The 14,501-nt window shown below is 37.3% G+C and carries 17 protein-coding genes; 12 read left to right on the top strand and 5 right to left on the bottom strand.

Going from position 1 to position 14,501, the window contains the following annotated elements:
• Positions 1-27: 27 nt before the first annotated feature.
• Both BN999_RS04710 and BN999_RS04705 read right to left on the bottom strand, forming a co-directional pair.
• Positions 28-405 carry an SLAP domain-containing protein gene (locus BN999_RS04710; RefSeq protein ID WP_096270224.1) on the bottom strand — a complete coding sequence of 126 codons (378 nt, stop codon included), beginning with the start codon at positions 403-405 and terminating at the stop codon, positions 28-30.
• A 139-nt stretch (positions 406-544) separates the two neighbouring features.
• Positions 545-1,333 (bottom strand): nucleotidyltransferase domain-containing protein, encoded by a 789-nt coding sequence (locus tag BN999_RS04705; RefSeq protein WP_176481872.1) that lies wholly within the window; start codon positions 1,331-1,333, stop codon positions 545-547.
• Positions 1,334-1,858: 525 nt separating this feature from the next.
• Between BN999_RS04705 and BN999_RS04700 the strand changes: the two genes are divergently transcribed.
• Positions 1,859-2,284, top strand: coding sequence for an OsmC family protein (locus tag BN999_RS04700; protein WP_096270222.1), 426 nt, complete (start codon positions 1,859-1,861; stop codon positions 2,282-2,284).
• Positions 2,285-2,307: 23 nt separating this feature from the next.
• Here BN999_RS04700 and BN999_RS04695 read toward each other — a convergent pair whose 3' ends face one another.
• The gene (locus BN999_RS04695; RefSeq protein WP_096270221.1) at positions 2,308-2,832 is read right to left on the bottom strand and encodes a CBO0543 family protein; all 525 of its coding nucleotides are present in this window, start codon (positions 2,830-2,832) and stop codon (positions 2,308-2,310) included.
• A gap of 19 nt (positions 2,833-2,851) precedes the next feature.
• Positions 2,852-3,310, bottom strand: coding sequence for a CBO0543 family protein (locus BN999_RS04690; RefSeq protein WP_096270220.1), 459 nt, complete (start codon positions 3,308-3,310; stop codon positions 2,852-2,854).
• Between the two features lie 205 nt (positions 3,311-3,515).
• Between BN999_RS04690 and BN999_RS04685 the strand changes: the two genes are divergently transcribed.
• From BN999_RS04685 to BN999_RS04665, 5 genes are all read left to right on the top strand, one after another.
• Positions 3,516-4,109: a TetR family transcriptional regulator gene (locus BN999_RS04685; protein ID WP_096270219.1), complete on the top strand. Its 594-nt coding sequence runs from the start codon at positions 3,516-3,518 to the stop codon at positions 4,107-4,109.
• A 131-nt stretch (positions 4,110-4,240) separates the two neighbouring features.
• Positions 4,241-4,582 (top strand): DMT family transporter, encoded by a 342-nt coding sequence (locus BN999_RS04680; RefSeq protein WP_096270218.1) that lies wholly within the window; start codon positions 4,241-4,243, stop codon positions 4,580-4,582.
• Complete coding sequence (locus BN999_RS04675) at positions 4,582-4,893, top strand: DMT family transporter (protein ID WP_096270217.1); 312 nt, start codon at positions 4,582-4,584, stop codon at positions 4,891-4,893. Before BN999_RS04680 ends, BN999_RS04675 begins: the two co-directional genes overlap by 1 nt.
• A 230-nt stretch (positions 4,894-5,123) precedes the next feature.
• Positions 5,124-6,074: an RNA polymerase sigma factor gene (locus BN999_RS04670; RefSeq protein WP_096270216.1), complete on the top strand. Its 951-nt coding sequence runs from the start codon at positions 5,124-5,126 to the stop codon at positions 6,072-6,074.
• 14 nt (positions 6,075-6,088) lie between these two features.
• Positions 6,089-6,448: a VOC family protein gene (locus tag BN999_RS04665; protein ID WP_096270215.1), complete on the top strand. Its 360-nt coding sequence runs from the start codon at positions 6,089-6,091 to the stop codon at positions 6,446-6,448.
• 90 nt (positions 6,449-6,538) lie between these two features.
• Here BN999_RS04665 and BN999_RS04660 read toward each other — a convergent pair whose 3' ends face one another.
• Positions 6,539-7,126, bottom strand: coding sequence for a cell wall hydrolase (locus tag BN999_RS04660; protein WP_096270214.1), 588 nt, complete (start codon positions 7,124-7,126; stop codon positions 6,539-6,541).
• A 463-nt stretch (positions 7,127-7,589) separates the two neighbouring features.
• On the opposite strand from BN999_RS04660, the gene BN999_RS04655 reads away from it, so the two are divergent.
• From BN999_RS04655 to narJ, 6 genes are all read left to right on the top strand, one after another.
• The gene (locus BN999_RS04655; RefSeq protein WP_096270213.1) at positions 7,590-8,006 is read left to right on the top strand and encodes a hemerythrin domain-containing protein; all 417 of its coding nucleotides are present in this window, start codon (positions 7,590-7,592) and stop codon (positions 8,004-8,006) included.
• A 42-nt stretch (positions 8,007-8,048) separates the two neighbouring features.
• Entirely contained in the window at positions 8,049-8,366 is a 318-nt protein-coding gene (locus BN999_RS04650) for a hypothetical protein (RefSeq protein ID WP_096270212.1), read from the top strand.
• Between the two features lie 62 nt (positions 8,367-8,428).
• Positions 8,429-8,698, top strand: coding sequence for a hypothetical protein (locus tag BN999_RS04645; RefSeq protein WP_096270211.1), 270 nt, complete (start codon positions 8,429-8,431; stop codon positions 8,696-8,698).
• Positions 8,699-12,376 carry a nitrate reductase subunit alpha gene (locus BN999_RS04640; protein WP_096270210.1) on the top strand — a complete coding sequence of 1,226 codons (3,678 nt, stop codon included), beginning with the start codon at positions 8,699-8,701 and terminating at the stop codon, positions 12,374-12,376.
• Positions 12,366-13,874, top strand: coding sequence for a nitrate reductase subunit beta (narH, locus tag BN999_RS04635; protein WP_096270209.1), 1,509 nt, complete (start codon positions 12,366-12,368; stop codon positions 13,872-13,874). Before BN999_RS04640 ends, narH begins: the two co-directional genes overlap by 11 nt.
• Positions 13,871-14,473, top strand: a complete 603-nt coding sequence (gene narJ, locus BN999_RS04630; protein WP_096270208.1) for a nitrate reductase molybdenum cofactor assembly chaperone — start codon at positions 13,871-13,873, stop codon at positions 14,471-14,473. Before narH ends, narJ begins: the two co-directional genes overlap by 4 nt.
• Positions 14,474-14,501: the final 28 nt, after the last annotated feature.

Genomic DNA, 14,501 nt, shown 5'->3' with positions numbered 1-14,501 from the left:
TATGTACTATTAACCCGCAATACCAATTTATTCCTTTAATTCTAATTCCCCATGTTCAAAAATCGCCGCATCAACATAACTTCCTACAGGGAAAATAAATGTCCATGGCATACTAGTATTCGGTTCTACGGATAGATTTGATAAATTAAATATATGTTCTGCTAATACTTCATTGTTATGCTTATAGCATAACTTTTTTTGATTGAATGATATTTCTTCTTCGGTAACATTATGGACCATTACCATAATGAGCAACTCTTTCTTATAATTCCAATCTGTACGTAGGGTAGTAAATTGTATGGGTTCATCTGTTAATGTCATCTCCAAAAATGTCTTCTCAACTAAATTCCGATCTTTATCTGAAATTTGTTTTTTCCAAGAGGATTCATAGACAAGTTTTTGCATGGTAGAAATCTCCTTATTGTGATGATTATTTTTATAGAACTTAATTATAACCTAAGTAAAGCATTGCTTCATGTTAATGAGACAATGATTACTCTTCTGCTAAGGTAAAGTATAGTAAAAAGCACAGTTTTTTATCAGCTTATTTACTAACTTCTTTTAGTGTTTGACGGAATATATAATTTAATTTTTCAGTAATATCCATGCTCTTGGTCTCTAATGACTGAGCATGGTTTTTTAGTTGATTAAATTCTTCATAACTATATTGTAACAGGGTGTGAATATTTATTTCGTCTCTAGTCTCACTAGTTATTTTTCGATTAATTAACAAGTGAAGATAATCTCTGATTTCGCTCTGTTGAATGACAGAATCAAGCAATAGTTGAAAGTTTAAAGGTGGGAAATTATTGTATTGCACTATCCACTTTGCAGCAAGTAACGGACGGAAAGTGTTAATAATAGTCTTGGTATGATGAATTTCTTGTTTGAGTGTTTTTTTATAATTTCCAAATGACATATTTAAATAGTGGAGTATGCAGGCTTTTTGATCGTATATGCTAGGTAAGAGTTCGTTCAACATGGGAATTGTCGAGTAAGCTTGGTGATAAATGATTGGAGATTGAAGCCATTCTAATAATGATGGATTGGACTTTCGATATAATCTTAGTGTTTTAGTGATTTCCCAACCATGTATATCGAACTTATCTGGTGTAGACGTTTTAAAATCAATCACATCTCGATTCTTCCCAGCTCCTATTGGATCAATACTTAAATAAGTCTCTTTGGGGTGTATATAAATGAATCTAACATCATAATCACTGCTTCGAGAGGCAATCCCCCATGCCCGACTCCCGGCTTCACAAGCATATAAGATAGTAACCTGATGAGATTGTTCAATCTGTCTAAGACTATCCACTATGGTCTCTTTCACTACTAACATCCTTTCTTCAAGGCAGCCTTATATAAGAGTGTTGTTTCGCCGATTATATTTAATCTAACTGATAATTGTTAGAAACTGTGCAGTAAATAAGCATCTTGGATAGAGCACCATACCCGCTACGGAAATTTGGATTAAATTATTGGAAACTCATCGAACCTCTAACCTTATTGTTTAAATCTAAAACCAACCATAATTTAGAAAGTCCAAACTAGCGCAGGCAGAATACGTAGACTCCTGCGGGAAAAGCACGTGTCCGAAGACCCCGCAGAGGCGAACTTCCCTCGAGGAGGCTGAGGCCGGGCCCGCGGAAAGCGGAGTATTCTGCCGGAGCGGTGTCGTACAGCTATACCCAATAACTAATTTTGTTGTAATTAAACTATTTACCGTGAAGTTCCTATCAATAGTAACTTACGAATAGCCTTGCTCTATTGAATAACAGAATCAATATAGTTGTAATTTACTCCAAATAGAGGCAAACTACAGGTCAGAAGGATAAATTATATGGAGGGATTCTAAATGGAGATGAATGTAAAATGGGATGGTAAAATGGCTTTTACTGGTTTTGCACCATCTGGACACGAACTTAAAATGGACGCAGCCGAATCTGTTGGTGGAGAAAATACTGGTGCAAGGCCGACCGAGTTATTACTTAGTGCAGTTGCAGGGTGTACTGGGATTGATATCATATCAATCTTGACAAAAATGAGACTCAACCCAACCTCATTCCAAATGGACGTTAGTGGGGAACGTGCCGATGAACATCCGAAAAAATTCACCAAGGTAAATCTCCATTATGCGCTTGAAGGAGAATTACCAGAAGACAAAGTAGTACGTGCGATTGAATTATCTATGGAAAAATACTGTTCGGTTTCTCATTCACTGAGTGCAGAGATTACAGCAACTTATTCAATTAATGGTGTTGCAGGGGCGAAAAGCATTTAAGCTTTTCCCCTTTTTTGTTGGTGTTAAGGTAAGGACCAGATAGGGATTCTGAAAAAAAGGATGATAATAATAGACCAGATAATGGCAATCACCCAAGCAATGATTGGTTTTCGGTAATGTGCCCAAATTGCTGTGAACATTACAACATCAAATATAAACGACCAACCCATAGACCATCCATTATCATGTCTTATGAGCTTTAAATGATGTAGATTGATAAATTCAACTATCCAATAAAGCAATACCCAAAATAAAATCCAAAGAATCTTTTTACCTGTTTCCTTAGGAAAATGCCCAAGATAGATTAAGGTTGTAGCAGGGTACACAATAAACATGATCATGATGGATATATAAGAATGATTACTTAATATATTCGTTGCAAATATACTTTCCTGATATCGCCATAGGGGATAGTTATATGTTAAAACATTAGCAAAAAAGTCACATAGAATGAAGAACAAAATTGTCGAGTAGTATTTTCTCCATTCTTGCCACTTTCCCCATTTCCAGCCAGCTAGTAAAAATAAAAGATTGTAAACAAAATGCATGGTAATCGCTCCAAATATATTACTTTGTATTCACTGCTATTAACTTTCTAATGAATAGGAAATTAAGGACAATTAATAAATAAACGAAAGGGTAAATAATAGCTGAATACCAAAGCTTCCAATTCACATAATAAAATGCGCCTACTTGAACAGCAAAGTACTCATAAATAATGGCAAATATGATCCAACCTAACATGTATAAGATAAAAATTATTTTTCCTCTTCCTAAAGGTAAGTAGTTTAAAAAAATAACGGTAAGTGATGGATAAATCATGAGAATAAAGATAAATGTTTGATAGTCAACCCCTTTATCAAAGTATCCATATAGCTCATACTTAAATTCTAATAAAATATCTACAATTAATTGAAAAACTGCTGAAAATAGGACAGCTGTGTACATTTCCATATAGCTAATCCGTTTATGTATGAAATAGGCAATGACTATAAAAATAAATGCAGAGATCAACGTAAAGATCATGATTATCGCACCTTATGATAAGTTATGGTTATTATTCTTATTGCTAGCTATTTTATTCCTTAACCATGTAGAATATAGTTAGAATCAGGAGAAGATTCATTAATAGTGTCGGGTGATTATACACCCATTTCAGGTATTCGTATTGACTTTTTTGAAAATTACTGTATAATGAATGACAATCAGTCATTTTGGTGGAGGATACAAAATGGATAATAAAAAAGAACGGATTATACATGCAGCAATGGATGTATTTACGGAAAAGGGCTTAGAGAAAACAAAAGTATCTGATATTGTGAAGAAGGCTGGCATAGCACAGGGGACTTTTTATATTTATTTTTCTTCTAAATTATCGGTCATACCATCTATTGCAGAGGTAATGGTCGAAAAAACGTTGAATGAAATTATTAAGAAAGTTAATAAAAATGATCCCTTTTCTACTCAGATGAAGGACGTTATTGATGTAGCCTTTTCTGTTACAAAAGAATACCGCCAAATTTTTGCTTTGGTTTATGCAGGTCTTGCATCAACAGATTACTTACAGGAATGGGAAGCACTGTATTCGCAATATTATACTTGGATGAGTAGATTTTTGAGTCAAGCAAAAGACGCTGGAACCTTACGTCAAAACTTGGATCCTGACCAAACTGCTGTACTTTTAATTGATTTAATTGAATCAGCAGCAGAACAGACATTTCTATATTCTCATGGCGATAAGGATATGGAAGCAATTAAGAAAAAAGAAGTCTGGGAGTTTTCCATGTATGGTTTAGGGGTAAAGATAAATCAAATAGAAGATTAATACCAATAGCTCACTAAAAGATGCCCATAGTTTTGAATAATAAAAGAAATACTTCCTTTATTTAAAAAGGAATTTTCTTTTAGGCATAAAATGACTGAATGTCAGTCACGGAGAAAATGGAGAGTGTTAGTATGAATAAATCATGGATGTATGTGGTGTTAACGAGTTTAGCTGAACTGGTTTGGATTTATGGGTTCAACACGGCATCTACCTGGTGGCATTGGGCATTAATAGTTTCATTTATTATATTAGATTTACATTTTCTTGCTAAAGCTTGTGAAGGACTTCCTACTGGTACGGTGTATGCAATATTTGCAGGGTTTGGTACGGTTGGAACATTTTTAATGGATATTTTCATTTTTCATGAACAAATCAGTATAGCTAAGATTTTCTTTATTATGTTGATCATTGCAGGGGTTGTTGGTTTAAAACTATCCGATGACAAAAAAGAATCGAAGGGAGTGTTAGAATAATGGGCTGGTTATATGTTGTGTTAGCTGCTGTGAATGAGCTCGTAGGTGTTTGGGGTTTGAATCGCTATACGGAAAAAAGAAATATAACCAATGCACTTCTTTATGCGGGTGGACTTGGTCTTTCGTTTACCTTTATCTATGCTTCTTTTGATTATCTACCAACTAGTATTGCCTATGCTACATGGACTGGGGTTGGAACCGGTGGAGTAGTTCTTATGAATATGCTATTCTTTGGGGAATCTAAGAATTTGTTTAGAGTTGTAAGTTTATTCGCTATTATAATTGGTGTTGCTGGTTTAAAAGTTGTTTAATTAAAATGATGCCTGTCATGTGCTATATTTCGAATGAAGTTAGCACACGGCAGGCATTTTTCATGAGTTAATTGATCAATTCGATAAGAGCCTGAAACTTGTCGAATTTTTTAAAGGGATATAGCTTTTCTTTGTTGAAAAGATATATAGAAGAATATTTTTGTAAGGTAGTACAATTTTTTATTCGAAATTCGTTTGTATAAGTAGAGATATGATGAAGGAGGAAGAAGATGAATTCAATTGAGGAAAAAGCTATGCTTTTTACAGAGAAATCGAGGGAGTTAAGAGATGAGTTTAGTAACTTAATTCTTGAGTTTCGTCAAGACTTATGGAAATATTGTCGATATTTAACAGGCTCTCCTTGGGATGGGGAAGATTTATTCCAAGAAACGTTAATTAAGGCCTTTGGTGGATTTTATCAAGTGTGGCATCCTGAAAACCCAAAGTCTTACTTATATAGAGTTGCTACTAATACATGGATTGACCATTGCCGAAGAGAAAAGCGCATTGTTGGAACACTTGAGGAAGTGGAAGAACAAGGTGAGTACTTTTCAGATAATCTAGATGTAGAGGAAGCCCTTGAATATTTGGTGAACTTGTTTACCCCGAGACAAGTATCCGTGTTTTTATTGGTTAAAGTTTTTAAATTTAAAGCAGAAGAAGTTGCAAGTATTATTAAAACTACTAAAGGTGCGATCTATTCAACTTTAAGAAGAATGGAGAAGCGGCTTAGTACGATGGACTTTTGTACTGGAAATAAATTAGATAAACAATACGAGAATATAACGCAAGATAAGGTTATTCAGACCTACATAAAAGCAATAAATAGTGGAGACCTTGATGCACTATTTGAAGTACTTAGTGAGCACCTACATCATGAGGCATCTCTTGGTTTCCAAGAGTTTTCTGCAGAATCAATTCGAAAAGGATCCATGCAGAATGGACTTCCTTCCTATCGTGCCGAAGAACATTGGTTATGGGGTAGATTGGTAATCCTTAAGATTGCTGAAAGTAACGAGGGTCCTCTAATTCATGATATACAGTATCAAGAAGTGGAAAATGGAAAAATTGTATTTCATCGGAGTTATTACTTTAGAAAAGAGTTTATCTTAGCAGCTGCAGATGAATTGGGAATCAAGCCTCAGTTGGATAAGTTCCCTGTAGATTGGGATAAAAAATAAAGGGGGAGATTGAGATGAATAGTCCGGTAAAGAATGTGGTAAATACAGTCTTTATTCCAGTTAATGAAATAGAAAAAGCAAAAGAATGGTATGGGAAAATACTTGGGATTGACGGAGAAATCATGCATGGTCATCTATGTGTATTAGATATGAAAGGGACTAGTGTTGTGCTGGATGAAATGCCGTTATGGAGAGAAAGTGAGGATAAAATTAATCCAATAAACATTCCATTTATTCAATTTGCAACTGACGATATTTATAAGTCCTTCCAATTCATGAAAGACAACGGAGTAGAATTAGTAACAGGAATTGAACATGGTCACTTTTTCACTATTAAAGACCCAGATGGTAACATGCTTATGGTGTGTCAATAAGAATCGGTAATAAGAAGTGCCAGGTACCGATATGAAGACTTTTGTCTCGTATCGGTACCTGGCAATATTATTTTTAACAGTCATTTTCTTTTATTTGGCAAAGCGGTGATTACCAATCGTCACAGTTACTTCACGTGTCGTAATCCAGTTGCTTTTTGCTGTTTTTGGATTATAGAAGTAAATCGATCCATTCCCTTGTCCACGAAAGGCGATGGCTTCATTAACCGCCCTCATATCCTCGGCAGTGTAGCCACCATTGATCTCTCCATTTTGAACAGGAGTAAATGCATAATAACCACCTGATTTTTCATAGATAACTTCTTTAATAGTATTAGGGAATTCTTTATGGTCCACTCGATTTAGAATGACGGTTGCAACGGCTACTTTTCCAGCGTATGGTTCACCTTTAGCCTCAGCATGTACTAATTTTGCCATTAATTCTTTATCCGCCTTAGAAACATAATCTGGTACTTGAATAGATTCGCCAGCAAATAATAGACTTCCACTACGACCATTAGCAATTTGTAGGTTTGCAACTGTAGTACCGTATTTTTGAGCTATCTTCCAAAACGTATCACCATTTTGAACAGTATAAGGTGAAGCTCCACTAACTACTGGTAATGCAAAAATAGATAAACATAATGTCGATGTTATTAATAATCTTTTAAATTTATTCATGTTGTGCCTCCTAAGTGTATTTATATATAAAGATTTCATTAAAGTAATGTCGAATATAAACATTTACAGGTCAGTTTCTCTGTACCACTTACGAGATTACTAGATGTAACATACTTTATCAGTAGTAAAAAATGGAAAATAATCTTTCAATCTAGTAAATCAAGATAGGACAAGGGGTACGAAGGTGCGTGGAAGAATCTTCCTTAACTAAGAAAGGCTCCAAGAACTGGTAAAAATACCAACTCAAGACACAATCTTTACATATGTTTCAAGGATGTAACTAAGCATTTCTGTTTATCAGCTATCCATAAATAATTAGGGGTTTAGGTTGATAGTTGAGTTTCGACAATTTCATCACGCTTGTCGAAACATGTATAAAAAGGGTCTCTATATCTAATAATGGAATATGTATATTTTTTAGCAGGTATTTCCAAAAAAGAATTTAATTGGAGGGTGGATTAAGATGTCTGGTCCAGGGTTAAAACATGCTGAAAGTCACGCGGCTATACATGAGGCTGCATTGAATGAAGCGAGAGAATTAAATGAAATTTTAGCAAAGCTTCTTGAGCATAATGATTTGGAAAAAGCATTAGAGATTGCCTATGTGACGGTGGAACACTGGGAAACTAGAACACTCCGTCATGCGGAAGCGGAGGAAAAAGGACTATACAGGGAGTTAGAAGAAGAAAACCCAGAATTAAGAGATTCAATTATTGCCTTGAAAAGAGACCATGATACATTACGTTATTTGGTGAAAAGGATTAAAGATACATTAGATACGGACGGAATCACCAAGACGGTTTTGGAACAGTTTTATTCATTAGTACATGTAGATGAATATCACAATCTTGAGGAAGAGCGGATTCTTCCACATCATTAGCCCATTCAACTACCTGTTCAGGGGCATTTGGAGGTGACTAGTATGAATGATAGTAAGACGGAAATAAAACAGAAATCGTTAAGAATTGTTTCCCCTAAACTGTACAACTACATAATACAAGAATTAGAAGATAAACATAATATTCATTCCTATGATATACAGATTGATGCATCCATTATGGATGAAGGAATGGAGATAACAATCCGTTTTGGAGAAACTTTCTCAAACAAAGAATCTAAATTCTTCCCTCATAAAGAAATTGCTGAAATTAGTGATGACATTAGAGAGTTCGTGGCCAAAACTGGTGAAGCATGTACCGAAGTGTTAATTGATGATTACTTTAAAATCTATGCACCTTAGAATGAAGTTCCACCTCACTCCTGGTTAGTGTTGGAACTGAAGAGAAAAAGGAGGAAGATGTTGTGTTTTTATTTGAAGAAGAAGCAGGTTTGGTACAGGACCGTGAAGATTTGCTTTCTATCTTACGTATGCGCTTTGGCGAGATGAGTCCGGATATTGTCCAAAGTATTTATGAAATAAGTGACTTAAATACGCTTGAGAGACTTATTCTAGTTGCAGCTAATGCTCCAACCAACAAGGTTTTTCTAGAAGAACTACAAGAAGAAGGTAGTTTTCGAATTGTTGGGGACCGATTTAATCCACTAAGTACCTTCAGAGACGGGGGCATGTAAATGAAAATAAATAATAAGTTACTAGAAAAGTTTAAGTACATAAAGCGTGGTAACGTGATAAATGAAGGCTGGACAGAGGAAAGCCCTAAGTCACGGGACTCTGAAGATATTTACCGAAATAGATGGGGCCACGATAAAATAGTACGTTCTACTCATGGGGTTAACTGTACTGGATCCTGTAGCTGGAAGATCTATGTAAAAGATGGAATCATTACACAGGAAACACAGCAAACGGATTATCCATCAACTGGAGATGATTTTCCAGAATATGAACCCAGAGGGTGCCCAAGGGGTGCTAGCTTTTCTTGGTATACCTATAGTCCAGCTCGGGTGAAATATCCTTATGTACGTGGTGATTTATTTGAATTGTGGAAACAAGAGCGTGAACAAGGCCACGACCCTGTAGTAGCTTGGGAGAACATTGTAAGTGACCCAAGTAAGCGGAGTCTCTATGTAAAAGCACGTGGTAAAGGGGGCTTTGTACGTGCAGAGTGGCGTGAAGTTTGTGAGATGATTGCAAGCTCTGCAATTCATACGATAAAAAAATACGGACCAGATCGAATTGTCGGATTCAGCCCTATTCCTGCGATGTCCATGGTTAGTTATGCCGGTGGTGCGCGTTTTCTCTCCTTACTTGGTGCGACCATTTTAAGTTTCTATGATTGGTATGCAGATTTACCACCCGCATCACCGCAAGTATGGGGTGAACAAACAGATGTACCAGAGAGTGCGGATTGGTACAATACGAAATACTTTATCATTTGGGGTACCAACCTACCACAAACTAGAACACCAGACGCACACTTTATGGTAGAGGCTCGATATAACGGAACGAAAGTAGTAGGTGTTAGTCCAGATTATGCAGAGTACGACAAATTTGCAGATATTTGGTTACCTGCACGTGCTGGTACGGATGGTGCTTTAGCGATGGCGATGACACATGTGATTCTTACCGAATTTTATGTGAAGAAACAGACTCCGTATTTTATGGATTATGTAAAACAGTACACAGATCTACCCTTTTTAGTAATGTTAAAAAATCATAATGGTGAAACACGGACAGGTCGTTTCTTACGTAGTTCCGACTTTCATGATGAAGAAAATCTTGGTGAATGGAAAACAGTCGTATGGAACGAGGTTACCAATCAAATTGAAACACCGAATGGAAGTCAGGGTTTTAGATGGGACGGTGGAAGTAAGTGGAATCTAGATCTAGAGAAGGAAGACGGAAGTCAGATAAAACCAAGACTAAGCTTTTTAGAAACCTCTGATGCAGTAGCTCAAGTCACCTTTCCATATTTTGCGGAAAAAGAAGGTGGAACGGTAACACGAGGTGTCCCAGTAAAAAATATGAAGGACAAAAACGGGAATGATTTAACAGTTACAACCGTTTTTGATCTAATGATGGCCCATGTTGGGGTTGATAGGGGTCTTACGGGTGACTATCCAGTTGACTACAACGATCCGAAACCATATACACCTAGTTGGCAGGAGAGTATCACAGGTGTTAACAGAAATCATGTCATTATGGTTGCTAAGGAGTTTGCCGATAACGCAGCTCGAACTAAAGGAAAATCAATGATTGCAATGGGTGGAGGTACTAACCACTGGTATCATAGTGATCAAATATATCGCTCTATCCTAAACTTAATCCTATTAACCGGTTCCCAAGGTGTTAATGGTGGTGGTTGGGCTCATTATGTTGGTCAAGAAAAGGTCCGCCCAGTTGAAGGGTGGCAACAGGTTGCATTTGCTGGTGATTGGGGATCTGCGGCACGTTTACAAAATGGTACGTCATTCTTTTACTTTGCAACGGATCAGTTTCGTTATGAGGATGAAATCAACAAGGAAAACACAACTTGGAGTGGAAAATATAACCACATGCATCCCGCTGATGTAAACGCTTTAGCGGCTCGACTGGGCTGGTTACCATCTTTTCCACAGTTCACTCAGAATTCAATCGATCTTGTGAAAGAGAGCAAAGAACGGGGAGCAACTACGCCACAAGAAATAGTTAATGATGTAGTAGAGCGGATCAAGAATGGAGAAATAGAATGGGCTATTGAAAATCCAGATGATCCACAAAATTTTCCAAGACTATTCTTCAATTGGCGCTCAAATCTTTTAGGTGATAGTGGGAAAGGACATGAATATTTTGCGAAGCATTTAATAGGTGCGGATAATGCTGTCCTCTCAGAGCCTGCCCATTCCTGGCAACCCGAACATGTAAAAGTAGACGGAAAACCTCCGGAAGGAAAGACAGACCTATTTGTTAGTATTGATTTCCGTATGACTAGTTCAGGACTTTTCTCGGATATCGTGCTTCCAGCAGCAACTTGGTATGAAAAATTTGATATTAGTAGTACGGATATGCACCCATTTGTTCATCCATTTAATGCTGCCATATCACCACCATGGAAAGCTAAAAGTGACTGGGACTCTTTCCGAGAAATCGCAAAAGTATTCTCAGAACTTGCTGAGACACATCTCCCTGAACAAGAAGAAATCATGATGCGTCCATTAGGTCACGATTCAGTTGATGAAATTGCTCAAGAATATGGTCAAATAAAGGATTGGCGTAATGGTGAAGTAGAGGCCATTCCAGGAAAAACAATGCCTAACCTTGCTGTTGTGAAACGAGACTATCCAAATGTCTATCAAAAGATGACGACTATTGGACCAAATCTTAAAAATGGCTATGGTGGTAAAGGAGTAAAGATACCTGGAGAAAAAGTGTATGAAGAATTGAAGGATAGGCTTGGTGTTAGTAAGCGTGAGGGAATTGGAAAAGGTAATCCAGACTTGCTTACAGATAAAAAGGCAATCAATGCAATTCTTCTCATGTCTGGTGCAACAAATGGTAAGCGGGCAGTTGAAGGTTGGAAATCGCTAGAAGCAAAAACTGGTAAGAAATTAACGGAGATTGCAGAAGCTCGTGAAGAAGAGGATTTTACGTTAGATGCCTTAACCATTCAACCCAGAACATCGATATCAACACCTGTCTGGAGTGGTATGGAAAAAGATAATAGACGTTATTCTCCTTTTACCGTGAATAAGGAGTATAACATCCCGTGGCGTACGTTAACGGGAAGACAAAGCTTCTACTTAGATCATGAGATGATCCTTGATTTTGGTGAGGGGCTACCATTATATCTCCCACCACTTACTAAGGGTCCATTTATGAAGAATGAAAATACTGTAAAAGAGACAACAGAATCTATTACGGTTAGATATTTAACACCACACCAAAAATGGGGAATCCATACCATGTTCACCGAGACAACACAAATGTCTACCTTATTTAGAGGCTGGCAAGTTGTTTGGATGAACGAAGATGATGGGAAATCAATTGGTCTGAAGGATAATGATTGGATTGAAGTATATAATCGGAACGGTGCAGTGGCGGCAAGGGTAGTTCTCACCTATCGTATTCCAAAGGGAATGGCCTATATGTACCATGCACAGGACAGAACAATGGGGGTCCCAGGAACGACCGTTAGTAATAAACGTGGTGGAACACATAATAGTGTAACAAGAATTACCTTAAAACCAACCCATATGATTGGTGGTTACTCACAGTTAAGTTATGGATTTAACTATTATGGACCGACCGGACATCAACGAGACACGATTGCAATCATCAGAGGACTGAAGGAGGTTGATTGGCTTGAGAATTAAGGCGCAAGTGGCAATGGTCATGCATCTTGACAAATGTATTGGGTGCCATACCTGCTCTGTTACTTGTAAAAATACTTGGACAAACCGTCCTGGTGCAGAATATATGTGGTTTAATAATGTCGAAACAAGACCTGGCCCAGGTTACCCTAGAAGATGGGAAGATACAGACCGTTATAAGGGTGGTTGGAAGTTACAGAACGGACAATTGAAACTTCGTGCAGGTGGTCCAATTACCAAGCTAGCCAATATTTTTTATAACCCAAATATGGCTAAGTTAGACGAATTCTATGAGCCATGGACATATGATTACGACAATTTAATTCATAGTCCGAAACGGAAAAATCTTCCTGTTGCTAGGCCAAAATCACAAATTACTGGCGAATATATGGATAAACCAGAGTGGGGTTCTAACTGGGATGATGATTTGGCAGGTGGTAGTGAAATTGTTCCAATGGATCCTAACGTAGAACAGCTTGGGGAGCATATCCAGATGGAATATGAAAAAACGTTTATGATGTACTTGCCAAGAATTTGTGAACATTGCTTAAATCCTTCATGTGTAGCTTCCTGCCCTGCAGGAGCTTTGTACAAGCGTGACGAGGATGGAATTGTATTAGTTGATCACGATGCTTGTCGTGGTTGGAGATTTTGTCAGAACGGTTGTCCCTATCATAAGGTTTATTATAATTGGAAAACACATAAAGCAGAGAAATGTAATTTCTGTTATCCACGTACAGAAGCAGGACTACCAACGATTTGCTCAGAAACATGTGTTGGAAGGATTCGCTATATTGGAGTTGTTCTCTACGATGCCGACAAAGTAAAAGAAGCAGCTTCTGTGGAGGATCCACAGGATTTATATGAGGCTCAATTAGGATGTTTCTTAGATCCCTTTGACCCAGATATTCAAGAGAAAGCTCGTGAGCATGGAATTAACGATTCATGGATTGAAGCGGCTAAAGAGTCGCCTGTTTATAAAATGGCTATGAAATGGAAGATAGCATTACCACTTCATCCGGAATATCGTACCATGCCAATGGTTTGGTATGTACCTCCACTAAGCCCGATTATGAACCACATAACGAATGAAGATGAACTAAACACGGATGGATATATACCAGCAGTGGATCAAATGCGAATTCCAATGGAATATCTTGCCTCCATCTTATCAGCAGGTGATACTAGTGTAATTCGTAAGGTGCTTCTAAAACTAACAGCAATGCGTGTCTATATGAGAGGTAAGACTGTTGGTGGGGTGGATGAATTTAAGCAGAGTGAATTAGTGAAACAAGCAGATACGAATCCAGAAGAAATAGAGGATATGGCACGCCTACTTGGAATTGCGAAATATAATGAGCGATTTGTCATCCCAACTGGTCGAAGAGAAATGGATGATAACTTATATGAGAAACAAGGTACCTGTAGTCTTGAGGAGCTAGCTCCACGAGAAGGTGTCAATCCTACTTTTGGATATATGAAGGTGAGAGAAAATTTATGAGTAATGACAAGCAAGGCATCCTAGTAATTGCATCTCGATTGCTAGGATATCCTTCTAATCTATTCATGGAAGAAATGAAAGAACTAATATCTTTAGCAGAGGAAGCATTTGAGTCAGATGAGGTTAAAAAAGAATTTAATGAAGTTTATTCTTCATTTAAAGATAAAGAAATAAAAGAAATACAAGAAATGTATGTTGCTACATTTGACTTAAAAGCCAAAACAGGGATGTATCTTACAGCTCATGAACTGGGTGACAGTAACAAAAGGGGAGCAGCACTAATCAAACTTCAGAAGATAATTAATCAGGCTGGCTTTGAGCGTGTGGACGAAGAACTGGTGGATTACATTCCAATGCTTCTAGAGTTCCTTTCAATTGCACCAGAAATAAAGGAAAAGGAACGGTTAGAATATAGAATGGCGATAGCATTAGAGCGGATTCGCAAAAATCTGGAGGAAGAAACTCCTTATGCAAAAATTATCAGGATACTAATGAATCGTGTTTTTCCTAACCCTTCCAGGGAAGAAATTGAACAATTGGAAAACAACCGAGAAGAAGCAGACTTAGAAGAATTGCCTTATCCAATCATGTATCAATAGAATAAGGCATCCAATTTAATAAAAGGAG

It is taken from the genome of Paucisalibacillus globulus (assembly GCF_900184735.1).
Classification (GTDB): domain Bacteria; phylum Bacillota; class Bacilli; order Bacillales; family Amphibacillaceae; genus Ornithinibacillus; species Ornithinibacillus globulus_B.
This window is presented reverse-complemented; position numbering and strand designations above follow the sequence as displayed.

Coding starts and splice junctions, on each gene's coding strand:
- BN999_RS04675 (WP_096270217.1), top strand. CDS start 4,582: ATGGGCTGGTTATATGTTGTGTTAGCTGCTGTGAATGAGCTCGTAGGT.
- BN999_RS04660 (WP_096270214.1), bottom strand. CDS start 7,126: ATGAATAAATTTAAAAGATTATTAATAACATCGACATTATGTTTATCT.
- narJ (WP_096270208.1), top strand. CDS start 13,871: ATGAGTAATGACAAGCAAGGCATCCTAGTAATTGCATCTCGATTGCTA.
- BN999_RS04690 (WP_096270220.1), bottom strand. CDS start 3,310: ATGATCTTTACGTTGATCTCTGCATTTATTTTTATAGTCATTGCCTAT.
- BN999_RS04710 (WP_096270224.1), bottom strand. CDS start 405: ATGCAAAAACTTGTCTATGAATCCTCTTGGAAAAAACAAATTTCAGAT.
- BN999_RS04685 (WP_096270219.1), top strand. CDS start 3,516: ATGGATAATAAAAAAGAACGGATTATACATGCAGCAATGGATGTATTT.
- BN999_RS04680 (WP_096270218.1), top strand. CDS start 4,241: ATGAATAAATCATGGATGTATGTGGTGTTAACGAGTTTAGCTGAACTG.
- BN999_RS04670 (WP_096270216.1), top strand. CDS start 5,124: ATGAATTCAATTGAGGAAAAAGCTATGCTTTTTACAGAGAAATCGAGG.
- BN999_RS04695 (WP_096270221.1), bottom strand. CDS start 2,832: ATGCATTTTGTTTACAATCTTTTATTTTTACTAGCTGGCTGGAAATGG.
- BN999_RS04650 (WP_096270212.1), top strand. CDS start 8,049: ATGAATGATAGTAAGACGGAAATAAAACAGAAATCGTTAAGAATTGTT.
- BN999_RS04700 (WP_096270222.1), top strand. CDS start 1,859: ATGGAGATGAATGTAAAATGGGATGGTAAAATGGCTTTTACTGGTTTT.
- BN999_RS04655 (WP_096270213.1), top strand. CDS start 7,590: ATGTCTGGTCCAGGGTTAAAACATGCTGAAAGTCACGCGGCTATACAT.
- BN999_RS04640 (WP_096270210.1), top strand. CDS start 8,699: ATGAAAATAAATAATAAGTTACTAGAAAAGTTTAAGTACATAAAGCGT.
- BN999_RS04665 (WP_096270215.1), top strand. CDS start 6,089: ATGAATAGTCCGGTAAAGAATGTGGTAAATACAGTCTTTATTCCAGTT.